Source organism: Neobacillus sp. NPDC058068, assembly GCF_042885335.1.
GTDB lineage: Bacteria > Bacillota > Bacilli > Bacillales > Cytobacillaceae > Neobacillus.
Window position 1 is genome coordinate 1 of sequence record NZ_JBHVSI010000035.1, and the last position, 22,966, is coordinate 22,966.

At 41.7% G+C, this 22,966-nt stretch carries 21 protein-coding genes; 1 reads left to right on the top strand and 20 read right to left on the bottom strand.

The genetic code is table 11. The annotated features are described in order from the left end of the window. Window positions 1-162: 162 nt before the first annotated feature. The 11 genes from dnaB to ACFVSW_RS26430 form a co-directional block, all read right to left on the bottom strand. Complete coding sequence (dnaB, locus tag ACFVSW_RS26380; protein ID WP_387319607.1) at window positions 163-1,515, bottom strand: replicative DNA helicase; 1,353 nt, start codon at window positions 1,513-1,515, stop codon at window positions 163-165. A gap of 148 nt (window positions 1,516-1,663) precedes the next feature. Next, window positions 1,664-2,113, bottom strand: a complete 450-nt coding sequence (gene rplI / locus ACFVSW_RS26385) for a 50S ribosomal protein L9 (RefSeq protein WP_387319609.1) — start codon at window positions 2,111-2,113, stop codon at window positions 1,664-1,666. After that, the gene (locus tag ACFVSW_RS26390) at window positions 2,110-4,083 is read right to left on the bottom strand and encodes a DHH family phosphoesterase (protein ID WP_387319610.1); all 1,974 of its coding nucleotides are present in this window, start codon (window positions 4,081-4,083) and stop codon (window positions 2,110-2,112) included. The genes rplI and ACFVSW_RS26390 overlap by 4 nt, the downstream gene beginning before the upstream one ends. A gap of 25 nt (window positions 4,084-4,108) precedes the next feature. Then, window positions 4,109-5,053, bottom strand: a complete 945-nt coding sequence (locus ACFVSW_RS26395) for a YybS family protein (RefSeq protein WP_387319612.1) — start codon at window positions 5,051-5,053, stop codon at window positions 4,109-4,111. A 101-nt stretch (window positions 5,054-5,154) separates the two neighbouring features. Next, the gene (gene rpsR, locus ACFVSW_RS26400) at window positions 5,155-5,394 is read right to left on the bottom strand and encodes a 30S ribosomal protein S18 (RefSeq protein WP_024030263.1); all 240 of its coding nucleotides are present in this window, start codon (window positions 5,392-5,394) and stop codon (window positions 5,155-5,157) included. A gap of 49 nt (window positions 5,395-5,443) precedes the next feature. Next, window positions 5,444-5,977 carry a single-stranded DNA-binding protein gene (gene ssb, locus ACFVSW_RS26405; protein ID WP_387319613.1) on the bottom strand — a complete coding sequence of 178 codons (534 nt, stop codon included), beginning with the start codon at window positions 5,975-5,977 and terminating at the stop codon, window positions 5,444-5,446. Between the two features lie 74 nt (window positions 5,978-6,051). Next, window positions 6,052-6,339, bottom strand: a complete 288-nt coding sequence (gene rpsF / locus ACFVSW_RS26410; protein WP_387319634.1) for a 30S ribosomal protein S6 — start codon at window positions 6,337-6,339, stop codon at window positions 6,052-6,054. A 185-nt stretch (window positions 6,340-6,524) separates the two neighbouring features. Further along, window positions 6,525-7,625: a redox-regulated ATPase YchF gene (ychF, locus tag ACFVSW_RS26415; protein WP_387319614.1), complete on the bottom strand. Its 1,101-nt coding sequence runs from the start codon at window positions 7,623-7,625 to the stop codon at window positions 6,525-6,527. 830 nt (window positions 7,626-8,455) lie between these two features. Continuing rightward, complete coding sequence (locus ACFVSW_RS26420) at window positions 8,456-10,453, bottom strand: molybdopterin-dependent oxidoreductase (RefSeq protein WP_387319615.1); 1,998 nt, start codon at window positions 10,451-10,453, stop codon at window positions 8,456-8,458. Between the two features lie 43 nt (window positions 10,454-10,496). Next, entirely contained in the window at window positions 10,497-10,697 is a 201-nt protein-coding gene (locus ACFVSW_RS26425; RefSeq protein ID WP_387319616.1) for a DUF951 domain-containing protein, read from the bottom strand. 29 nt (window positions 10,698-10,726) lie between these two features. Next, window positions 10,727-11,587 carry a mechanosensitive ion channel family protein gene (locus tag ACFVSW_RS26430; protein WP_387319636.1) on the bottom strand — a complete coding sequence of 287 codons (861 nt, stop codon included), beginning with the start codon at window positions 11,585-11,587 and terminating at the stop codon, window positions 10,727-10,729. Window positions 11,588-11,909: 322 nt separating this feature from the next. On the opposite strand from ACFVSW_RS26430, the gene yyaC reads away from it, so the two are divergent. Then, on the top strand, window positions 11,910-12,524 hold the full coding sequence (yyaC, locus tag ACFVSW_RS26435; protein ID WP_387319617.1) for a spore protease YyaC: 615 nt from the start codon (window positions 11,910-11,912) through the stop codon (window positions 12,522-12,524). Window positions 12,525-12,572: 48 nt separating this feature from the next. On the opposite strand, the gene ACFVSW_RS26440 is transcribed toward yyaC, so the two are convergent. The 9 genes from ACFVSW_RS26440 to spoIIIJ all read right to left on the bottom strand — a co-directional run bounded on the left by ACFVSW_RS26440 (window position 12,573) and on the right by spoIIIJ (window position 22,844). Continuing rightward, window positions 12,573-13,289: a DUF554 domain-containing protein gene (locus ACFVSW_RS26440; RefSeq protein WP_387319618.1), complete on the bottom strand. Its 717-nt coding sequence runs from the start codon at window positions 13,287-13,289 to the stop codon at window positions 12,573-12,575. Window positions 13,290-13,378: 89 nt separating this feature from the next. Then, window positions 13,379-14,227 (bottom strand): ParB/RepB/Spo0J family partition protein, encoded by an 849-nt coding sequence (locus ACFVSW_RS26445; protein WP_387319619.1) that lies wholly within the window; start codon window positions 14,225-14,227, stop codon window positions 13,379-13,381. Then, a complete protein-coding gene (locus tag ACFVSW_RS26450; RefSeq protein ID WP_024030913.1) occupies window positions 14,220-14,981 on the bottom strand; it encodes a ParA family protein in 762 nt (253 codons plus the stop codon). The genes ACFVSW_RS26445 and ACFVSW_RS26450 overlap by 8 nt, the downstream gene beginning before the upstream one ends. Window positions 14,982-15,253: 272 nt before the next feature. Next, window positions 15,254-16,117: a nucleoid occlusion protein gene (gene noc, locus ACFVSW_RS26455; protein WP_387319620.1), complete on the bottom strand. Its 864-nt coding sequence runs from the start codon at window positions 16,115-16,117 to the stop codon at window positions 15,254-15,256. A 97-nt stretch (window positions 16,118-16,214) separates the two neighbouring features. Continuing rightward, window positions 16,215-16,931: a 16S rRNA (guanine(527)-N(7))-methyltransferase RsmG gene (gene rsmG, locus ACFVSW_RS26460; RefSeq protein WP_387319621.1), complete on the bottom strand. Its 717-nt coding sequence runs from the start codon at window positions 16,929-16,931 to the stop codon at window positions 16,215-16,217. Window positions 16,932-16,943: 12 nt separating this feature from the next. After that, complete coding sequence (mnmG, locus tag ACFVSW_RS26465) at window positions 16,944-18,833, bottom strand: tRNA uridine-5-carboxymethylaminomethyl(34) synthesis enzyme MnmG (protein WP_387319622.1); 1,890 nt, start codon at window positions 18,831-18,833, stop codon at window positions 16,944-16,946. Window positions 18,834-19,338: 505 nt separating this feature from the next. Beyond that, window positions 19,339-20,724, bottom strand: a complete 1,386-nt coding sequence (gene mnmE, locus ACFVSW_RS26470) for a tRNA uridine-5-carboxymethylaminomethyl(34) synthesis GTPase MnmE (RefSeq protein ID WP_387319623.1) — start codon at window positions 20,722-20,724, stop codon at window positions 19,339-19,341. A 729-nt stretch (window positions 20,725-21,453) separates the two neighbouring features. Then, window positions 21,454-22,077, bottom strand: a complete 624-nt coding sequence (jag, locus tag ACFVSW_RS26475) for an RNA-binding cell elongation regulator Jag/EloR (RefSeq protein ID WP_387319624.1) — start codon at window positions 22,075-22,077, stop codon at window positions 21,454-21,456. Then, window positions 22,074-22,844, bottom strand: a complete 771-nt coding sequence (spoIIIJ, locus tag ACFVSW_RS26480; protein WP_387319625.1) for a YidC family membrane integrase SpoIIIJ — start codon at window positions 22,842-22,844, stop codon at window positions 22,074-22,076. Before spoIIIJ ends, jag begins: the two co-directional genes overlap by 4 nt. Window positions 22,845-22,966 lie beyond the last annotated feature (122 nt).

Here is a 22,966-nt window from a genome sequence, read left to right on the forward strand (position 1 = left end):
CGGCGCTAAAGCGCCTGCGGGGTCTCACCTGTCCCGCTGCTCCCGCAGGAGTCTCGCGCCTTCCACTCCAATCAACATTGTGCTCAAAATCAACATTGTGCTTTAACACAGCCAAAATAAAAAAAGCCAGCCTTAGGATGAGGCTAACTTTTCATATCGACTTTACGCTCCTGGAGATTCATAACGCGTCTCGATGTTGACGAACTTATTATATTCCTTCACAAATGCTAACGAAACCGTGCCCGTCGGACCGTTACGCTGCTTAGCAATGATAATCTCGATGATATTCTTATTCTCTGATTCCTTATCATAGTAATCGTCACGATATAAGAAGGCAACGATATCGGCATCCTGCTCAATACTTCCTGATTCACGGATATCAGACATCATCGGGCGTTTATCCTGACGCTGTTCGACACCACGGGAAAGCTGGGAAAGGGCAATAACCGGGACTTGAAGCTCACGAGCTAATTGCTTAAGCGAGCGGGAAATTTCCGATACTTCCTGCTGACGGTTTTCGCCAGAACGGCCGCTTCCTAATATCAGCTGCAAATAGTCAATTAAAATCATCCCTAAGCCATGCTCTTGCTTTAAGCGGCGGCATTTTGAGCGAATATCACCGACGCGAACGCCGGGGGTATCATCAATAAAGATCCCAGTGTTTGACAAACTCCCCATCGCCATCGTCAGCTTTCCCCAGTCTTCCTCATTCAGCGATCCGGTACGAAGCCTTTGAGCATCGATATTCCCTTCAGCGCACAAGAGACGCATGACAAGCTGCTCAGCACCCATCTCAAGACTAAAGATGGCAATATTTTCACCGGTTTTTTTGGCAACATTTTGCGCAACATTTAAGGCAAATGCTGTTTTACCGACGGAAGGGCGGGCACCCACAATAATCAAGTCATTGCGCTGGAAGCCTGCTGTCATCCGGTCAAGCTCAACAAAACCAGTCTCAAGACCTGTAATTTCGCCAACGCGTTTATGCATCTCCTCAATATTATCATACGTCCGAACGAGGACATCTTTAATATTGTGGAAGGCGCCGGCATTCTTTCTTTGCGCAACCTCAAGGATACTTTTCTCCGCCTCGCTCAAAAGCGCTTCGACTTCATCCTCACGTGAATATCCATCAGTGGCAATTCCCGTTGCCGTCCGAATTAACCTTCTAAGTAAAGACTTTTCTTCTACGATTCTAGCATAATACTCTATATTTGCGGCAGTTGGAACCGAACCCGACAGTTCGTTTAAATAACTAACCCCGCCTGTATCCTCAATCAGCTTGGCCGCTGCCAATTCTTCTGTCACTGTAATTAAGTCAACCGCTTTACCTTCATCGTTAAGCTTCAACATGACATTAAAGATTTTTTGATGGGAGGCACGATAAAAATCCTCAGGAATTAATATTTCTGAAGCTAATGTTAACGCAGAAGGCTCTAAAAAAATCGCCCCTAAAACGGCCTGTTCCGCTTCAATATTTTGCGGCGGCATGCGATCCGCATATAAATCACTCATCTAGTCAAAACCTCCTATGTGAGAGGATGATTTAAAAATATCATATCTTATAAAGAAAAAAGTGACCAGTCAAAACCGATCACATCCCGTTGCTTACTTTTTCTATTCTATCATGTTTATCCAGAAATTGAACTGGCAAATTTTTAACTTATTTTATTTCCTTCACCGCAACAGTAAGTGTTGCAACTACTTCATGATGAAGCTTCACTGGAACCTTCGTATGGCCGAGGGTGCGGATGGCATCTGTTAATTCCATTTTCCGCTTATCAATTTTAATCCCTGTTTTCTTTTGCAGCTCTTCAGCAATTTGCTTTGTTGTAATCGAACCAAATAGTCTGCCGCCTTCACCAGCCTTAGCCAATAACTCAACCGTAATTTGATCCAATGTTTCTTTCAGCTTTTTCGCTTCTGCAAGCTCTTCAGCAGCAGCTCTTTCTTGTTTCTTCTTTTGTGCATCTAATGAACTAATGCTGGCATTGTTTGCTTCTACCGCTAAGCCTTGCTTAATTAAGAAGTTTTGTGCATAGCCATCCGCCACATTTTTTACTTCGCCTTTTTTTCCTTTTCCTTTAACATCCTTGAGAAAAATTACTTTCATTCCTTTTTCACTCCTTCAAAATAATCATCAATCGCTGCTTTTAATTGTGCTTCCGTTTCTTCAATTGACAGCCCTGCCAGCTGGGTGGCCGCATTTGTTAAGTGGCCGCCGCCCTTTAAGCTTTCCATAATCACTTGGACATTGATGTTTCCGAGGGACCTCGCACTAATACCAATAACTCCTTCGCTCCGTTTTGAAATCACAAAGGAAGCTAGGACACCGTCCATCGACAACAACGTATCGGCCGCTTGGGCAATAATCACTTGATCATTAAGCTCATCTTCAGTTCCTTTAGCAATCGCAACCCCTTCGCGGTAAAAAGATACTGATTCAATTAGCTTCGACCTTTTGATATATGTATCTATGTCTTCTTTCAAAAACTTTTGCACGAGAACGGTATCGGCACCGTGTGCCCTCAGGTAGGAGGCGGCATCAAATGTTCTTGAGCCGGTTCGTAATGTAAAGCTTTTTGTATCGACGATGATTCCAGCTAAAAGCGCCGTCGCTTCAATCATCTCAATCTTAGCTCGTTTTGGCTGATATTCCAAAAACTCTGTTACTAACTCCGATGTAGAAGAGGCATAAGGCTCCATATACACGAGCAATGGACTCTCAATAAAATCTTCGCCGCGGCGATGATGATCAATCACCACAACATGATCAATTTTGTTTAATAGCCGTTCTTCCATGACCAGAGAAGGTTTATGGGTATCAACAACAACAAGCAGCGTCTTATCCGTGGCAATTTCAAGCGCCTCTTCAGGTCCGATAAAATGAGCAAACAATTGCTCTTGTTGGCGGATTTCAGCCATCAATCTCCTGACGCCATTGTCCATTTCCTGGGTATTAATAACGATATAGGCTTCTTTCTGGTTCATTTGCGCTACTTTATAAATTCCAATACTTGAGCCAATCGAATCCATGTCAGGGTTTTTATGGCCCATAATAATCACTTTATCACTTGCAGTAATTAAATCCTTCAAGGCGTGGGAGATGACCCTCGCTCTAACTCTTGTCCGTTTTTCAATTGGATTTGTTTTGCCGCCAAAGAACTTCACTTTCCCATTGGGCAGTTTTATCGCAACTTGATCCCCGCCCCTGCCTAAGGCCAAATCGAGACTTGATTGTGCTAAGACACCTAATTCAGGTAAGGACGAGACACCTGTTCCAACCCCAATACTCAAGGTAAACGAGACATTCTTCTTTGAGGTCATTTCGCGCACTTCATCAAGGATGGCAAATTTCCCTTTTTCAAGCATATGGAGAATTCCTTCGTTAAATACAGCCATAAATCGTTCCGAGGAAATTCTTTTTAAGAAAATTCCATTATCTGTTGCCCATTTATTCAGGATTGATGTAACTAAATTATTGATGCTGCCGCGCATCTGGTCGTCCATTCCCTGGGTTAAGTCATCATAATTATCTAAAAAGATCGTTGCAATAACAATCCGTTCTTCATGATACATTTTCTCAATCTCTGTTTGTTCAGTTACATCGAAAAAGTATAACAGCCGTTCTTCACGTTTATGAATGACGCGGAACTTCCGGTCATAGAGGGTAATGACTTCTGTTTCTACCTCCTGCTTAATTAACGGAACTAAGGGATCTGCTACGTCATACAGAGACCTTCCGACAAGTGTGTCCTCATCAAAACAAGAGGAGAGGAAAGGATTTGTCCATTCAATAAAATACTCATCATTAATAAGCATAATTCCGATCGGCATCCCCAAAAGTGCTTCTTCGCCCACTCTTTTTACCCGGTAAGAAAGTGTTGAGATGTACTCTTCCATTTCCACTCTCTGGCGATGGTCGATGACAAACATATAGTAGATAGGAAAAAACATGAGTAACAGCCCGGCAGCACTTAATATCCTATTATATAAGGACAGGACAATGAGCACGACCACTGTAACGCCTATTAACCCGTAAAAGGGGTAACGTATTGACCGCTTTTCTAAAAATGCAGGCAAAGTTTTCAGCTCCTAGTCACAAGTCTTACTCTTTCTTCTTAAAACGCTTTCGATAATCGAATCCTATATCCAAAATCCCTAACATTAATATTATATAATGAACAATTGGAATCATGAAAGCAAGAATTACCACAAGGGCGTTAAAACCCTTGGAAACGGACTTTTGATAAAAAATATAAAAAACAAACGCAAGACCTTGAAATAGCAAAAACATATTCAATATATAAGTCGCATTAATGACGACCGTATATAGATAGGTTCCTTCTTGGGGATGGGCCAGTATATTTACTCCCAAGGCAATTAAATAGTACCATAGAAGGCTTCTAGGCAGGGACATATTGCGAAAACTGCCCCATGGCTGAACACTCACACCAAATCGCTTTAATATTGGGAAGCTGACCCACTGGATAATAAAGACAGACGTAATTGACAACATAATCAATAAGTACGGGACCAGCGTTTCAATCATTTTAAGCAGTTCGGCATTTTGCTTTTTTATCAGTTCAATTTGACCTTCCTGTCCCAGGGCTTTAAGCATATCTTGGGAATTATTAACTGCATCATTTAAAGCCGTGGTAAGCTCATGAATGATATTTAACTTCAAAAAGGCGACAGAAATTACATAATAAATGACCAGTCCTGCCATAAAGATCAGCGAGTTGACTATTAATATCGAATTTCGGCTCTTATTTTTTTGAAGCATAAACCCGATGACCACTCCGATTGTCCCATAAAGCAGCATTAAGCCAAGTCCCAAGAATGAACCGGCAAGAAATGAAAGGAATATCGCCGCTAGAAAGAAGGCCACTATATTTTTCAGCTCATTTTTTGCCGCAAACAACATGAACGGCAGCGGTAAGACCAAGTTTAAAAAGGCTCCAACAGGCGGTATGTATATGGTGATTAATAGCAGAACAGTAAATGCCGCTAATAGGATGGCACCTTCTGTTAATTTACGAACATTTTTCACTTCTTCACCCCTAATATTCTAACCCTATCTCCTTATTGTAGCTTTCAATTTAAGAAATGTAAAAAGACAGCAAGGGCGTGGCCCTTGCTGCCTACAATTTATTATTCACCTGCAACGAATGGTAGTAATGCCATTTGACGTGCACGTTTGATTGCAACTGTTAGTTTGCGTTGATATTTAGCGCTTGTACCAGTTACACGACGTGGTAAGATCTTTCCACGCTCAGAGATGAATTTTTTAAGTAAATCCACATCTTTATAATCGATGCGAGAGATGCCATTTGCTGTGAAATAGCACACTTTACGGCGCTTCGCGCGTCCGCCTTTACGTCCTCCTGCCATGAAAATTCCCTCCTTTATGATTTTATTTTAACGTTCAGTAAGGTTTGATTTAAAATGGCAGATCGTCATCAGAGATGTCAATTTGACCATTTCCGGCAAATGGATCTTCATCCATTCGGGTAAAACCTTTATTTTGGTTTTGGTTCTGATTTTGGTTCTGATTTTGGCGTTGATTCTGATTGCTGCTACCATATGGGTTACCTTGTGGTTCCATTGGAGGAGCTCCGTAATAATCGTTGCTTCTTCCACCGCCTCCGCCAGAAGAGCCCTTAGGTTCAAGAAATTGAACGCTATCCGCTACAATCTCAGTAAAATATTGACGTTTTCCATCTTGCTCGTAAGTACGAACTTGAATTCTGCCGTCTACACCTGCTAAGCTGCCCTTCTTCAGGAAGTTTGCAACATTTTCAGCAGCCTTACGCCACACAACAATGTTAAGGAAGTCTGCTTCACGTTCACCTTGCTGATTTGAAAATTGACGATTTACTGCAAGAGTAAAAGTAGCAACAGCAATGCCGTTTGGAGTGAATTTCAATTCAGGGTCTTTTGTTAAACGGCCAACAAGCACGACACGGTTTATCATCAGAATCAACTCCTTTTCTTTCGGTGTATGTTTCATGTGAAACATTTTGCACCAGAAAAATTTTTATATTAATATTAAGCTTCTTCTTTAATTACAAGATGGCGAATGATATCTTCGCTGATTTTTGCAAGACGAGAAAACTCTTGTACTGCATCAGCTGAAGATGTTGTTTTAGCGATTTGGTAGTATCCGTCACGGAAATCGTTGATTTCGTATGCTAGACGGCGCTTACCCCAATCCTTTGTTTCAGCAGTTTCCGCACCATTATCAAGAAGAATTGTGTTGAAACGCTCAACAAGAGCCTTTTTCGCTTCATCTTCAATATTTGGGCGGATGATGTACATGATTTCGTACTTATTCATCACAGTCACCTCCTTTTGGTCTAAACGGCCCGAATGGGCAAGGAGCAATTATTCATTACTCACAAGTTGAAATTATAGCACAGGTATAAGAAAAATGCAATGTCCTTCACAGGTTTGTAAATTTTATAAAAGGATTTTACCTGCTAAATATTAAAAACCCTGCAAAAATTGCAGGGCAGAAATATTTAAACGTTAAAACGGAAATGGATGACATCGCCGTCTTTTACTTCATATTCTTTACCTTCTAAGCGAACTTTTCCTGCTTCTTTTGCAGCAGTATGACTGCCGGCTGCGAGTAAATCATCGTAGGAAACTGTTTCTGCACGAATGAAGCCGCGTTCGAAGTCTGAATGAATAACGCCGGCACATTGCGGTGCTTTCATGCCTTTTCTAAATGTCCAAGCCCGAACCTCCTGTACACCTGCCGTAAAGTAGGTAGCTAAACCGAGTAAATGGTATGCAGCACGGATTAATTGGTCAAGACCGGATTCTTCAATACCAAGCTCCTCAAGGAACATCTGCTTTTCTTCGCCTTCAAGCTCCGCAATTTCTTCTTCAATCTTGGCACAGATGACGATCACTTCTGCATTATCTGCTGCAGCAAATTCACGAACCTTTTGAACATATTCATTTTCTGATGGATCTGCTACATCATCCTCGCTAACGTTTGCCACATAAAGTACAGGCTTGATCGTTAACAGATGCAGTCCTTTTACCAATTTCATTTGTTCTTCGGTAAAATCAACCGTACGTGCGGGTTTTTCAGCTTCAAAGGCATCACGCAGCATCGCAAGGACTTCAAATTCAGCTGCCGCATCCTTGTCTTTTTGCTTGGCTAATTTTTCAACGCGGCTAATTCTTTTTTCTACTGATTCCATATCAGCAAGAATTAACTCCAGATTGATGACTTCAATATCATCAATGGGGTCCACTTTACCGGATACATGGGTAATATTTTCATCGGCAAAACAGCGAACTACCTGGCAAATAGCATCCACTTGACGGATATGAGAAAGGAACTTATTTCCAAGCCCTTCTCCTTTACTTGCGCCTTTGACAATCCCGGCAATATCGGTAAATTCAAAAGCCGTTGGCACGGTTTTCTTCGGTTGCACGAGTTCCGTTAATTTTTGCAGGCGGTGGTCAGGAACCTCCACAATTCCGACATTCGGGTCAATCGTACAGAAAGGGTAATTCGCAGATTCCGCACCTGCCTGTGTTATTGCATTAAAAAGAGTAGACTTACCAACGTTCGGCAACCCTACGATACCAGCTGTTAAAGCCATTCACGTTCACTCCTCAATCAAAATAATCTATTTAAAAAAGTAAGTTCAAAAAATTTTAAAAAGCCTTCCACAATTATAGGCAACAATGGCTAAAAAAACAACTGCCGCTTAATTAGCGGCAGTTTTATTGATTGTCCCTGTAATTGGGCCTGTTGCTTTCCGCTCCTGGCACTCGCTTTCCGCGGGGAGGTCCTAGAGCCTCCTCGGCACCTTTGGCGCCTGCGGGGTCTCCAGTGACCTCTATATCCCGCAGGAGTCGAGTGCCCTCCGCTCCAATCAACAGGGAGGCAAATCAACCTAAAGTATTGCAACACACCTTTTCTAACCTTGCTAAGTGTGTTGTATAGCTTTATTTATTTCCTCAAAATATTCGCGAGTCTCTACTTCCACTTCTTCTTTGGTAAACTTATTTTTATTGGCGTTTGCCTTTAATTATTAATTTTGGACGTCGAATTGGCGAGAAAATGTAATCAGAAGAGACCTGCCCGTCTGAAAAACATGTTTTTCCCACAAGAAACACAGTCAAATATACCCGCCAAATTTTTTATTAGCGAATTTCAAGGGCATATTAGCGATTCTTACAAGTTTATTAGCGAATCTTACCTGTTTATTAGCGAATTTAAGGATTTATTAGCGAATTGAAATTTACCATAGAAAAACCTTCAGATAATATACTCTACCTTTTTTATACCCGAATAATTTATCTCTCCAGAAAGCAATAGCATACTTTTTTTTAGAGATTAGAAATTTCGGCTTCGAAAATTTATACTTTCTTATCTGTGAACAAAAAAGGGGGTGCCCCTAAAAGTCATACTTTTGGGACACCCTCTTTAGTTTATTTTTTCAAGATTGACAAGACAATCATATAACGTGCTTCCAAGGCGATTATCGGATTCTCTGCTGGAGGTCAGCTGATTGACAGACCCGCCAAATCGTTTCCAAATACCTTCATCGATATTAATCGTGTTTGGATGGGCACCCGCTAAAATGGAGATATAGCCGTTTACTTCCCCGCGGTCATTCCATACCCTTACAAAATCGCTCGGTTTCAATCCAAGATGTTCGGCAATATTTTGGGAAACCTCTACCTTAAGCTGTAATTTTGCTCCTAAAAGGTGATAGTTCTGCGAGTGATTTGAGCGCAGCGGATGAATCGTGAGCAGCTGATACGGATATTCTTTCGCAAGCTCAGGGTTTGCCCACTTCGATTCATTCGGGACCGCCAATGTTAATCGGCCCTGAACACCTTTTTGCTGTGCTGTAAATTCATACTTTCCTGACGGAGTTTGGAATTTATGGTCATGCCATGGGATTTTTTCAACCGGAAGTTCCATTGTATGCTGTGACTTTAATTTTTCAAGCGTCAACCCCTTTTCCGCTAACGGTTTAAGTGCCATCTGGAACCATTCGTCTCTTGAAAAATCAAAATCGTTGCCAAAGCCAAGCCGCTTTGCCAGCTCGGTCCAAATCCATAAATCCGGCTGTGCCTCACCAGGGGCTGAAACAAGTTTCGGACCGTAATTCACATAGTGATGATACATCGATGAATAGTAGAAATCTTCTTCTTCAAAGGCAGTTGTCGTCGGCAGCACATAATCGGCAAGCATAGCTGTATCCGTCATAAATTGGTCAATCACGACAAGCGTCGGTACAGAAGAGAAGGCCTTTTCAACCACATGAGTGTCAGGCACCTGTGTCAATGGGTTGCCGCAGGTCACGACTATCAGCTTAATTTCCGGATTCGTTGCCGACAGCACTTCTTCTGCCTGCTTCATAATGGAAAATTGCCTGTGATGTTTCCGGCGGTGAGCAAGTGTCAACTCATCAAACGCAAAGCTTTGTCCCACCTGAATATTGGCATAATTGGCACCGCCGCCGGCAATGCCAATATTCCCGCTGATCGCAGCAAGGGCATCAATCAAGCGGATTGTATTACCGCCGTTTTGATAGCGCTGCAGTCCTAAGCCCATAAAGGTTGCCGCCGGCTTATCCGCATAAACAGAGGCTAATGTTGTCATGACCTCACAAGCGACTTCTGTCATTTCACTAATTTTTTCTAAGGAAATACTATCAACCAGCCGGACTACATCAGCAAAACCGTGGGTATATTGCTCAATAAAAACGCGGTCCTCTAAGCCTAATCGCAGCAATTCCTTGATAATCCCTGCTGCCAATAATCCGTCCATACCAGGTTTAATCGTTATATGTTCATCAGCAATTTTCGCAGTCGCGTTATAAAGCGGGTCAATGACGTAAAGTTTGGCACCATGTTTCTTTGCTTCCACAAGCTTTTCGTAAAAATGCATATTGGTCCGGGCCACATTTCTACCCCAAATAATGATGTTTTTACTGTTGGAAATGTCATCCGGTTCATGGCTCCAAGCATTGCCAAAATCCCATTTCTGCGCTTCAATCCCAGCCCCCCAGCAAAGTGAGCCATAAAGCTCGGTTACACCGCCATAGCAATTAAAAAAGCGCTGGTCTAAATTTTTCAAGATGCCGTTATTGGCATAATCATGACTGTGGAGGACAGCAGTGGTCCTATATTTTTCTTTTATACCTGTTAATTTAGCAGCTATTTCATCGAGTGCCTGCTCCCAGGAGATTTGTACAAAATTCCCGTTTACCTTCTTTAAGGGATAAAGTAGCCGCTCTGACGAGTTGGTTCTAGTTTCAAGCATCCGGCCCCGGCCGCAGATTTTCCCCTTAGTAATTGGATGGGAGGGATCACCGTCCACTTTCGTCACTCGATTATTTTCTACTGTTACATGAAAGCCGCAGCTATCCCAGCAATTTAGCGGACAGGCCGCCTTTCGTACCTCAGCCAAAATCGTTTCACCCCTCTTAACGCAATCGTTCTATTTCTACTTTTTATTCGCCCTCATGCTTAACGAGGATTTTTTTCATCTTGCGCGAAAAATCTCTTCTTGGAATCAGAACGCTATGAGCGCAGCCTTCACATTTAATCCGTATATCCATTCCTAAACGGATAATTTTCCAGCGATTTGTTCCGCATGGGTGCTGTTTCTTCATTTCTACAATATCATTTAAGGCAAATTCTTTTTCTTCCATAATCTCCACCACCGTTTCTATTTAAATTACTAGGAGCCACTTTTGTACATATAAAGTCTTGGATCTGGAGCTTTAATGCCATTCTCGTCCAATAATAGCTTGATATCCTTCCGAATCGCCCGGGTTACACCGGATTGCTTCATTGGCAATGTTTCAACTACAATTCGTAAAACGATCTCGGCTGGGTCCATCGTTTGGATCCCTAACAGCTCAGGCGTCTTCGTTAACTCTTCATATTTCATGGGCATGGTTTGAAGTGCTTCGCCAATCACTTTTTCCGCCTGATCAATGTCTTCTCCAGAGGAAATCGCAATATCAATCGTTGCCACGGTATTATTTAATGAAAAATTAGTTACTTGGGTAATGCTTCCGTTCGGTAAAATATGAACCTCGCCCGTCCCACTTTTTATTTTTGTTGTTCGGAGTCCAATTGTTTCGACACTTCCTTCCAATACGCCTACACGAATTTGGTCACCGACGGAAAATTGATCTTCAAAAATAATAAAGAAACCGGAAATCACATCTTTCACAAGACTTTGGGCACCAAATCCGACCGCTAAACCAACAACCCCGGCACCAGCAATAAGCGCCTTTACATCAATCCCTAATACGGAAAGAATCATCATAAACGCAATAAAATAAACTACATACGAGATAATGTTATCGAGAAGCTTAGAAAGCGTCTCTTCCCGCCTTACCGACGTGTTGAGCGGCGAGATATTTCTAATTTTAAACATGTTGTGAATGGCAACTTTTCCAAGTCGAATTAAGATATTTGCAATGACGATAATCGCTATAATTTTTAGAAGCCCTTCACCGATAGAGAGCCATGTACTTTGATCTTGAAATTTAGTTACTTGTTCTTGAATATCCTTTTCAGTCATATTTATTTTCCACCATCCTCTAAACAACCAATTAAATTAACATCTATTTTAACAATTTTTTTCTGTTCATGATAGCAATCTGAATTTTTCTTTTTCTTCCAATGCTTATGTATAGATTTACCGAATTTTCCGTATACTAGTGAGAAATGCGCAAGCGCCCTGTTCAGCGGCGTATGGCCTGGAGCGCTCCAACTGAGATAAAGGAAACACGGTGAGCGGAGCGAACCGATGTTGACTTATCGTAGGGCGGAGAGCGGAAGGACACTAGCCGCTAGGGTGCTGGAGCTGGACAGTAAGACTTATTAACGGTATGGGGAGAGGACTTTAAATGAATCTTAAAGCAGGCCTTTTTGAGCGGAGGGCGGGGAAACAAATTTTTCATGATGATGCCGCAGCAGCTGAAAACCTGGCGGCTGAACTGCTATCCACAATTCCTAAAGTGACAAGCCGGCCAATTGTATTTGTTTGTATTGGGACGGACCGCTCCACAGGGGATTCATTAGGACCACTTGTCGGGACTCTTTTAGAGGAGAAAGAGCTGAAATCATTTTATGTTTACGGAACATTGGATAAACCAATCCACGCTGTTAACCTGGCTGAAAAAATCGCTGAAATCAACACAAAACACGTTCATCCCTATATTGTCGGAATCGATGCCTGCTTAGGGCGGATTAAAAATGTTGGGAACATCCAGGTTGGAAATGGTCCCGTTAAGCCGGGAGCAGGCGTTAACAAAGACCTACCAGCTGTAGGAGATATACATATCACTGGCATCGTCAATGTCAGCGGGTTTATGGAGTTTTTCGTTTTGCAAAACACCCGCTTAAATCTTGTTATGAAAATGGCCAAAACAATTGCCAACGGAATTTACGAAGCAAGCCTGCTTTACCCAAAACTATCCTGGAACGACTTAAAATGGTTAGAAGAAGAGAAGACCAACTAGAAAAGAGCGCACAGTGTTCAATGACACCTTACGCTCTTTTATTTCCAATTATTGTATAAATGTTTTATAAGCATAAACAAGCGATACAACCAATCCCGTTACAACGATGCCCGGAAGCAGGTTGGCAACCTTTATCTTTACGATTCCCGTAAGATTTAAACCAATGGCAAAAATCATGATTCCGCCCGCGGCCGTCATTTCAGCTATAAATTGATCCATTAATTCCTGAGGAACAAACCGGTCAATCTGGGTGGCAAATAAAGCGATTAACCCTTCATAGAGAACGACAGGAATGGTGGAAAAAATGACGCCGATTCCAAGAGTAGTCGTTAAGATTAACGCTGTGAAGCCGTCAATCAAGGATTTTGTGTACAACACATCATGATCGCCGCGAATCCCGCTGTTAAGGGCACCAATAATCGCCATTGCCCCAATCACAAAGATTAATGTCGCATTCACAAACCCTTCTGATATGCTGCCTTTTCCATTTGAACCAATCTTCCGCTCCAGCCACTGACCTAAATCATTTAATCGATCTTCTAATCTTAACAGCTCCCCGATAACCGCTCCGACTACCAGGCTAATAATAACAATGATGAAATTTTCACTCTTAAATCCCATCTGTAAGCCTAAGACCATTACAGACAGTCCAATCGCATACATTACCGTCACTTTCATGCCCTCAGGGATGCGGGTTAGCCGTATACCAATAAGGGTACCAATAATAATTAATAGTCCATTTACAAGTGTTCCTAGTAAAAACATCGTTTTTTCGCCTTTCGAAATAGTAATAGTATTAACCTATCATGTTTTCCTTCTATTGGAAAGAAAATAAACCATCGGCGCTCGATGGTTTATAATGTATCCTCTTGATTGAGCATTTCTAGAATGCGTTCCAGATCCTCTTGTGAGAAAAATTCAATTTCAATTTTCCCCTTATTTTTGTTTTGTTTAATATTTACAGTCGTCCCAAAGCGCTCACGAAGAAAATGTTCCCTCTCTTTGATGAAAACATCCTTTTTCTTTTCCGGCTTTTTTGTTTCACGTGAAACATTTTCATTTAATTGCTGAATTAATTTTTCTAATTGACGGACATTCAGCCCTTCATTAACAACCTTCTCTACTAAAACTGGCACATTCGCCTTTTGCCTAAGTCCTAATAATGCGCGACCATGGCCCATTGATATTTTCCCAGCTGAAATCAGTTCCTGAATTTTTGCAGGAAGGGACAGGAGCCGAATGTGATTGGCTATATGCGGCCGGCTTTTCCCTAACCTCCTTGCTACCTCTTCCTGTGTCAGCTGCAGTTTTTCCATTAACGTTTGATAGGCTAGTCCCTCTTCAATCGGGTTTAAATCTTCCCTTTGCAGGTTTTCGAGGACTGCTAATTCCATCATTTTCTGTTCAGATAGCTCGCGGACCACTGCCGGAACCGTTTGTAGCTTCGCTTCCTTTGCAGCTCGAAAACGCCGTTCACCCACTACAATTTCGTAACCTTTTATACTTTTTCTCACAACGAGAGGCTGTAAGATTCCATGTTCGATAATTGAATCCTTTAATTCATCTATTGACTCTTGTTGAAAGGTTTTGCGAGGCTGGTAGGGGTTGGGACGCAGATCCTTAAGTTTGATCTCTTGGACAGTTTCTTCCTTACTGACATCATTAAAAAAAGCATTTAAGCCCTTTCCTAAACCTTTAGCCATTCGCTACCACTTCCTTTGCTAAATCTAAATACACTTCAGCACCGCGGGATTTTGAATCATAGGTAATGATTGGTTCCCCATGGCTTGGAGCTTCACTTAGACGCACATTTCTTGGAATAATGGTTTTATAGACTTTATCTTGAAAGTACTTTTTTACTTCCTCAATGACTTGGATGCCGAGATTTGTCCGCGCATCAAGCATTGTTAATAAAACGCCTTCAATTTTCAAGTCTTGATTTAAGTGTTTTTGTACCAGTCTGACCGTGTTTAATAACTGACTTAAGCCTTCAAGTGCATAATATTCACATTGAACAGGGATTAACACCGCATCCGATGCCGTTAACGCATTAATCGTCAATAAGCCTAAGGATGGCGGACAATCAATAATAATATAATCAAATTGATCTTTCACTTCTCCAAGAGCCCGTTTTAACCGAACCTCTCTTGAGATCGTGGGAACCAATTCAATTTCTGCGCCCGCTAACTGAATAGTTGCCGGAATCGCATACAAATTTTCAACAGATGTTGGCTTAATAACAGCTTTTGCTTCGACATCGTCTACTAAAACATCATAGATGCACTGCTCTACTTCTGCTTTTTCAATGCCGATACCGCTGGTTGCATTGCCCTGTGGGTCTGTATCTACCAGTAAGACCCGTTTCCCAATATATGCTAAGCAAGCGCCTAGGTTGACAGAGGTAGTTGTTTTGCCGACTCCGCCTTTTTGATTCGCGATTGCAAGGATTTTGCCCACGTTGTCACCTACCCTTTAATTCTCAAAAGATATTATTCTCAAATTCTATCAAAAGTGTCATTAATATCACCAATTATCTATCATAAAACAAGGAATGTAAAATTCCATTCCTCTATTTTATCATGAAATGAAAGGGTTGTTGTTTTTTTTTCCAAAATAAATATAGCGTTTAAGGCTAGCACAATTATTCCACTTTTCCCAAAATTAGGGATTTAGATACACAAAAACAGGGGAGCAGACAAAAAGTCGTTTGCTCCCCTGAATATAGTTATCTATTTTTTCTTTGGAATCCGAATCGTGAATTGGTAAAATTCATCAAATTCTTCTTCCTCAGCATCCAGGTTAATCCCGCTGTCCGTTACCATCGTTAATGATTGACGAATTGTATTGACAGCGATTCTCATATCTTTACTGAAAGCCTTTCTTTTCGGCTTTGGTTTTTCATTCTTTTGTTCAAGCAGCCTGGCCACCCGTTCTTCGGTCTGTTTAACATTCCAATTCCGTTCCATCACTTCTGTTAAAAGAGCCACTTGTTTTTCCGGATCTTTTAATGGGATAAGTGCTCGTGCATGACGTTCAGTAATGGTCTTATTTAATAAGGCATCCTGAACCGGCTCCGGTAATTTAAGAAGCCGCAGTTTATTGGCAACAGTCGACTGACCTTTACCAAGGCGCTGTGCTAAAGCCTCCTGCGTTAAGTTATGGAGCTCCAGCAGCTTCCCGTAGGCGTGGGCTTCTTCGATTGGGGATAACTCTTCCCGCTGTAAATTCTCAATAAGTGCCACAGATGCCGTTTCAGTATCGCTTAAATTTTTAATAATGGCTGGCGCTTCGGCCCAGCCAAGCAACTTCATCGCCCGCCAGCGGCGCTCCCCAGCGATAATTTCATATTTATCGACTGCAAACTCCCTGACGACAATCGGTTGAATGATACCGTGTATATGAATCGTTCTCGATAACTCTTCAATTTTATCTTCATCAAATACCGTCCGCGGCTGGAATCGATTAGGCACAATCTGATTAATCGGTATTTTTTTTATTTCCTCGTTTCGTTCGATATCCAGCTCTTTCTCAAGCTCAACCTCTTGGTCTCCCTTATCGCCGAGGCCAAAAAAGCGTGTAAACGAACTCTTCATCCCCCAACACCACCTTTACGAAACTCCCTATTACTTATTCTCGATGCAATCCAAATATCCTCCCTAGGATAACATTTTTATCTAAAAATTGTAAGCTTTATTCGATTGGCATTTTACCGGGTGTTCCTGGCTTCCGAGGGTATTTCTTTGGTGTCTGTTTTTCTTTTTTTATGATTAAGATTGTGCGTTCACTTTCTTCCAATGGCAGCGTAAAGGTAAACTCCTTCTCCACCTTACCGCCAAGAGTGGTTATGGCCTTTTGCCCCACTTCTAATTCATCCTTGGCATGGGCGGCCTTCATGGCAATAAAATGGCCGCCTACTTTTACAAGCGGTAAACAGAGCTCACTTAATACGGACATTCTTGCAACAGCCCTTGCTGTTACGATATCAAATCTTTCCCGGTAGTTTGGATTGACCCCAAAGGTTTCCGCCCGATCATGAACAAAATGGACGTTTTCCAAATTTAATGTGTTAGCAAGATGATTTAAAAACGAGATTCGCTTGTTTAATGAATCAACAATCGTTACTTCGATATGAGGATAAACGATTTTCAAAGGAATACTTGGAAACCCTGCCCCCGCCCCGACATCGCAAAGATGAAAGGGCTTGGTAAAATCAAAATAAAACGATGCAGTAATCGAATCAAAAAAATGCTTTAAATACACATCAGCTTTTTCCGTTATTGCGGTTAAATTCATTTTTTCATTCCATTCAACCAAGGTTGAATAGTACTTTTCAAACTGCGCTAGCTGCTTTTCAGAAAGGAGAATCCCCTTTTCCTTTAGACTCGCTTCAAATTGTTCGATATTCATTGATAAATCTTCCTATTCATTTGAGATTCTTGCCACGCGACCTTGCTCCAGGTAGACAAGGAGAATCGAAATGTCGGCTGGATTTACTCCGGAAATCCGGGATGCTTGGGCTAGTGATAGCGGTTTGATTTGCTTTAATTTTTGTTTTGCCTCGGTTGCGATTCCTGAAATCGCATCATAATCGATATTCTCAGGGATTTTCTTATCTTCCATTTTCTTTAAACGCTCGACCTGCTGCAATGATTTTTCAATATAGCCCTCATACTTAATTTGGATTTCTACTTGTTCCTTGACTTCATCATCCAAAGGAGCATCCGACTTCGTAAGCGTCTCCAGCAAGTTATAGGACATCTCCGGTCTTTTTAACAAATCAGAAGCGCGGATTCCATCCTTCAATTCACTGCCGCCAATACTGCGGATCAGTTCTTGGACTTCGGCAGAAGGTTTTAAGATGACAGACGATAATCGTTGCTTTTCTGCTTCAACCGCTGCCTTTTTCACTAAAAATGATTGATAACGGTCATCACGGATTAGCCCAATTTCATGCCCCGTCTCTGTTAGGCGGAGATCGGCATTATCATGACGTAATAAGAGCCGATATTCCGCTCTTGATGTTAACAATCGATATGGCTCGCTTGTTCCTTTTGTAATCAAATCATCAATCAACACACCAATATAGGCGTCGGAACGGCTTAACACTAATTGTTCGCGGCCGAGTGCATTCAATCCGGCATTAATACCGGCCATTAATCCTTGACCTGCGGCTTCTTCATAGCCAGACGTACCATTAATTTGACCTGCTGTATATAAATTTTTGACAACCTTTGTTTCCAGCGTCGGCCATAGCTGTGTCGGTACAATTGCATCATATTCAATCGCATAACCGGCTCGCATCATTTGAGCATTTTCGAGGCCGGGAACCGTTTTGATGATTTGCTGCTGCACGTCTTCCGGCAGGCTTGTTGATAATCCTTGTACATAGACTTCTTTTGTATTTCGTCCCTCTGGTTCGAGAAAAATCTGATGGCGCGGCTTGTCATTAAACCGAACAACCTTATCTTCAATTGACGGACAATACCTTGGTCCTGTTCCTTTTATCATTCCGGAAAACATCGGGGACCGATGGAGGTTCGCGTCAATTAACTGATGAGTTCGGTCATTTGTATAGGTCAGCCAGCATGGCAGCTGGTCGGTAATATATTTTGTTGTTTCATAGGAAAAGGCGAGTGGCATTTCATCACCAGGCTGGATTTCCGTCTTGCTGTAATCAATCGTGTTGCTATTTACCCTTGGCGGTGTCCCCGTTTTAAAACGCACTAGTTCGAATCCTAGCTCCTCTAAATGCTCTGACAGTTTTATCGATGGCTGCTGGTTATTCGGACCGCTTGAATATTTTAATTCGCCAAGGATAATTTCGCCGCGTAAGAATGTTCCTGTCGTTATAATGACTGTTTTTGAACGGTAAACAGCACCTGTTTTCGTAATGACGCCTTTAGAAACACCGTCCTCGACGATCAATTGCTCGACCATGCCTTGGATTAACGTTAAATTGGCCTCTTCTTCCAAAGTCTTTTTCATTTCATGTTGATAGGCAAATTTATCCGCTTGTGCTCTTAGGGCGCGGACTGCCGGCCCTTTTCCGGTGTTCAGCATCCGCATTTGGATATATGTTTTATCGATATTCTTTGCCATCTCGCCGCCAAGGGCGTCGATTTCCCGCACGACAATCCCTTTTGCCGGACCGCCGACAGATGGGTTACATGGCATAAAGGCAACCATATCTAAGTTGATGGTAATCATTAATGTTTTTGCGCCAAGCCGTGCCGCCGCAAGGCCCGCCTCACAGCCGGCATGCCCGGCACCAATGACAATGACGTCATAATTTCCTGCTTCGTATAGCAAAGTATTTCCTCCTTTTCCGTACAAACGGAAACGTTGCTTCTTCTAGTATATAGTTCCTCTTTTTACAATTTCGATTGTGCCTACCGTTCCTATTGGATACCTTTTACTCGATTTTCGGACCGGAACGATCTCCAATAAGACGTATTGGATACTTTTTACTCGACTTTCGGACCGGAACGGGCTCCAATAAGACCTATTGGATACCCTTTACTCGATTTTCGGACCGGAACGGGCTCCAATGAGGCCTCTTGGATACCTTTTGCTCGATTTCCAAACCGGAACGGGCTCCAATAAGACCTATTGGATACCTTTTTAACGATTTTCGAAACGAAACGGGCTCCAATAAGACCTATTGGATACCTTTTTAACGATTTTCGGACCGGAACGGGCTTCAATACAGCCCGATAAGGACTTTTCCTCTGATTTTCAATCGAGATCCAACTACTCTTTATTTCTTAATCTTATCTGCTTTAGTGTTGGAAAAATCAAAAGTCTAAGGAATTTTCTATTTCCCTAAACAAAACTGTGCGAATAACTGGTCAATTAGACTTTCATGGACGCTGTCGCCGATGATTTCGCCAAGCAGTTCCCATGTTCTTGTTAAATCTATTTGGATGATATCAATCGGTGTGCCCATTTCCACTCCGTCAAGCGCCTCTTCGATTGCGTGAAGACTTTGGTGCAATAATGCAATATGACGGCTGTTGGAAACGTAGGTCATATCGCCCGCTTCAATCGAACCGGCAAAGAATAACGAAGCAATTGCTTCCTCCAGTTCATCGACACCGCGATCTTCTAATAGTGATGTCGTCACAACCTTATGTTCCATTGCTAATTCATGAACCCGGGCCATATCAATTTGCTGCGGCAAGTCCGTTTTATTAACAATAACGATGACATCCATCCCTTTGACGACCTCAAAAAGATGCTCATCCTCTATACTAAGCTTGTCAGAATAATTCAAGACCAGCAAAATTAAATCGGCCTCTTTCAATACTTGACGGGAGCGCTCGACACCAATCCGTTCGACGATATCTTCCGTTTCCCGAATACCGGCCGTGTCCAATAGTCTGAGCGGGACACCGCGGACATTGACATACTCTTCAATCACATCACGCGTTGTTCCAGGAATATCAGTAACAATTGCTTTATTTTCCTGAACAAGGCTATTTAATAAGGACGATTTCCCGACATTTGGGCGCCCGACAATGGCAGTAGACAGACCTTCTCGTAAAATTTTCCCTTGCTGTGATGTTTGCAGCAGCTTATTTATTTCCTCACGAACAAAATGAGCCTTTTCTTTAAGCATTTTATGGGTCATTTCCTCGACATCATCATATTCCGGGTAATCGATATTCACCTCAACATGAGCGAGGATTTCTAAGATTTCCTGGCGGAGCCGGCGAATCAGCTTCGATAACCGTCCGTCCATCTGCCCGAGAGCCACATTCATCGCCCGATCTGTTTTCGCTCTGATTAAATCCATAACCGCTTCTGCCTGCGATAAATCAATCCGTCCATTTAAAAAAGCTCGTTTCGTAAATTCACCGGGTTCAGCAAGTCTCGCCCCATTCGTTAATACATGCTGTAATACACGATTCACGGAAACAATTCCACCATGGCAATTTATTTCAACTACGTCCTCTTTCGTAAACGTCTTCGGTCCTTTCATGACAGAGACCATAACCTCTTCCACCACTTGGCCGCTTTTCGGATCAACCAGATGCCCATAGTGAATCGTATGGGTTGCCACTTCAGCTAACCTTTTTCCCCCTATACTCTTAAATAGCTTGTCTGTAATTGGGATCGCCTCATCGCCGCTCAAACGGACAATCGCAATGGCACCCTCACCCATCGGCGTCGATATCGCTGCAATAGTATCAAATTCCATTTTCCTCACTTCACCTCACAAATAAAAAATCCATCTATATATAATAAATAACTTTTTCTCCAAATTACTAGAATACCACATGAATTTTTATTTTTACTACCGTAAATTATCCACAACCTGATGGTATCCTTGTATTATTTTAACTTATCCACATGTGAATAACAATAAAACAAGAAACGAAACAAAGTTGTCGACAGGTGAATTACTTAATTTATGAAAAAAAAAAAAAACATCCCGCTAAAATGAAGGGCACTGAAAAAGTCATCTAAATTTAGGGTTGTGTATCTAAATTGGCTGTTGATTGTAGCGATGGGCGGCTTCGCTCAAATCAACAGAGTTCTTTTAATCAAATGGCTCTGTTATAACTGAATGTTGAATTCACTGTGTTTGAAAAATAAACGGAAAAATTCCGTTTAAATTGGGAAATATCCATATTTCCTTAAAAATAAAGGGAGTTTTTCCGTTTATCTTATCCAAATCGTTGAATTTTGCCTAATTTAGAGCAGTTAATCGGAATATCTCCGCTTATATCTGCTTCTTAAGCTTCCTCTATATACATTAGCCGGAATTCTCCGCCTATGAATTCTCATACCTACACGAAAATCAACAATGAATAATAACAGAGCCAATCAAATAAATACCTTCATGAACAAAAAAACGACTCTAAAATTCACTTAGTTGAATTTTAGAGTCGTCTTTTTTTTTTTTGCTATTCAGGCTAGTGAAAATTTACCTTTTCACTGGTGTAATCACAATAAATCGATGTGGTTCAGAGCCATCTGAAAATGTTTTCACCCGTTTGTTATCGGCTAAAGCGGTATGAATCACTTTACGTTCATAGGATGGCATTGGTTCTAATGGCACATCTTTTCCTGACTTAACAGCCTTTAGCGCCAGGCGGTGCGCTAATTGAATAAGCGTTTCGCTGCGTCGATTGCGATAATCCTCAGCGTCCAAGATAACTGTTAAATATTGATTGGAAAATCGATTAATGACGAGCTGAGTCAAATATTGCAGCGAATTAAGTGTTTGACCTCTTTTCCCAATCAAAAGAGCAATCTTTTCCCCCGTCATCAAAAAGTGAACCTGTTTGCCGTCACGTTTGATTTCTATTTCTGCCGGTGCTCCCATTTGTTCACTCACCTGGATGAGAAATTTCTTTGCTTCTTCAAGTGGATCGATGATGACTGATACTTTGACGACAGCCGGACGTGAACCAAAAATACCGAAAATCCCTCTTTTTCCTTCGTCTATGATGTCTACCTCAGCGCGGTCTTTTGTTGTTTGTAATTGAACTAAAGCTGATTCTACTGCTTCTTCGACAGTTTGTCCTGTAGCAGTTATCTGTTTCACTTCTTTTCACCCGCTTTACCGGTTGCCATTGCCCGCAAATCCGGTCCTTTAATAAAATAGGTTTGCACAATCATAAATATATTTCCAACAACCCAATACAATGACAGAGCTGCTGGGAAACTAAACGCGAAAAAGACAATCATAATCGGCATCATCCATAACATCATCGCCATTTGCGGATTTTGTTCCTGTCCAGCCATCATCATCTTTTGCTGGATGAAGGTTGTGATCCCCGCAACAAGCGGCAAAATATAAAAAGGATCTTTATCCCCTAAATTAACCCAAAGGAATGTTCCTGTCTTAATCGCTTCTGTTCTTGAAATGGCATGATAAAAACCAATTAAAATTGGCATTTGTACAATTAACGGGAAACAGCCTGCCATCGGATTAACGCCATGCTTTGAAAACAGCGCCATTGTTTCCTGCTGCAGCTTTTGCTGTGTCTTTTGATCTTTAGAGCTGTATTTTTCTTTCAGTGCTTTCATTTCCGGCTGCAGGGCCTGCATCGCCTTTGAGCTTTTTGTCTGCTTAATCATCAGCGGCAAAAGAACTAATCGAATTAAAATCGTAACGAAAATAATCGATAAGCCAAAGTTGTCTCCTAGTAAATGAGCAACCTCTTTAATCAGCCAGGACAATGGATAGACAATGTACTCATTCCAAAAACCTGTGCTCTCTGACGTAATCGGCTTCTTAATCTCACTGCATCCTGTTAACAGAACAAAGACAGAAAGCATGCCGAATAAAAGTAATATTCGCTTTTTCAACCAAATTTTCCTCCTCACGATCATCTACTTATTGAAAAAATATCTGTTATCAAAAACTATATGTATCCGTTTTCTAATTGGTATTTTATCATTTTTTCAAATGAATTGTCTTCATAACGGAG

What these genes read in the sequence shown, in the direction of transcription:
- ACFVSW_RS26425 (WP_387319616.1), bottom strand. Translation starts at nt 10,697, where the DNA reads ATGGAAGAAAAAGAATTTGCCTTAAATGATATTGTAGAAATGAAGAAA.
- ssb (WP_387319613.1), bottom strand. Translation starts at nt 5,977, where the DNA reads ATGATAAACCGTGTCGTGCTTGTTGGCCGTTTAACAAAAGACCCTGAA.
- dnaB (WP_387319607.1), bottom strand. Translation starts at nt 1,515, where the DNA reads ATGAGTGATTTATATGCGGATCGCATGCCGCCGCAAAATATTGAAGCG.
- ychF (WP_387319614.1), bottom strand. Translation starts at nt 7,625, where the DNA reads ATGGCTTTAACAGCTGGTATCGTAGGGTTGCCGAACGTTGGTAAGTCT.
- rpsR (WP_024030263.1), bottom strand. Translation starts at nt 5,394, where the DNA reads ATGGCAGGAGGACGTAAAGGCGGACGCGCGAAGCGCCGTAAAGTGTGC.
- ACFVSW_RS26440 (WP_387319618.1), bottom strand. Translation starts at nt 13,289, where the DNA reads ATGTTTTTACTAGGAACACTTGTAAATGGACTATTAATTATTATTGGT.
- ACFVSW_RS26445 (WP_387319619.1), bottom strand. Translation starts at nt 14,227, where the DNA reads ATGGCTAAAGGTTTAGGAAAGGGCTTAAATGCTTTTTTTAATGATGTC.
- rsmG (WP_387319621.1), bottom strand. Translation starts at nt 16,931, where the DNA reads ATGAATATCGAACAATTTGAAGCGAGTCTAAAGGAAAAGGGGATTCTC.
- yyaC (WP_387319617.1), top strand. Translation starts at nt 11,910, where the DNA reads ATGAATCTTAAAGCAGGCCTTTTTGAGCGGAGGGCGGGGAAACAAATT.
- rpsF (WP_387319634.1), bottom strand. Translation starts at nt 6,339, where the DNA reads ATGAATAAGTACGAAATCATGTACATCATCCGCCCAAATATTGAAGAT.
- mnmE (WP_387319623.1), bottom strand. Translation starts at nt 20,724, where the DNA reads ATGGAATTTGATACTATTGCAGCGATATCGACGCCGATGGGTGAGGGT.
- noc (WP_387319620.1), bottom strand. Translation starts at nt 16,117, where the DNA reads ATGAAGAGTTCGTTTACACGCTTTTTTGGCCTCGGCGATAAGGGAGAC.
- rplI (WP_387319609.1), bottom strand. Translation starts at nt 2,113, where the DNA reads ATGAAAGTAATTTTTCTCAAGGATGTTAAAGGAAAAGGAAAAAAAGGC.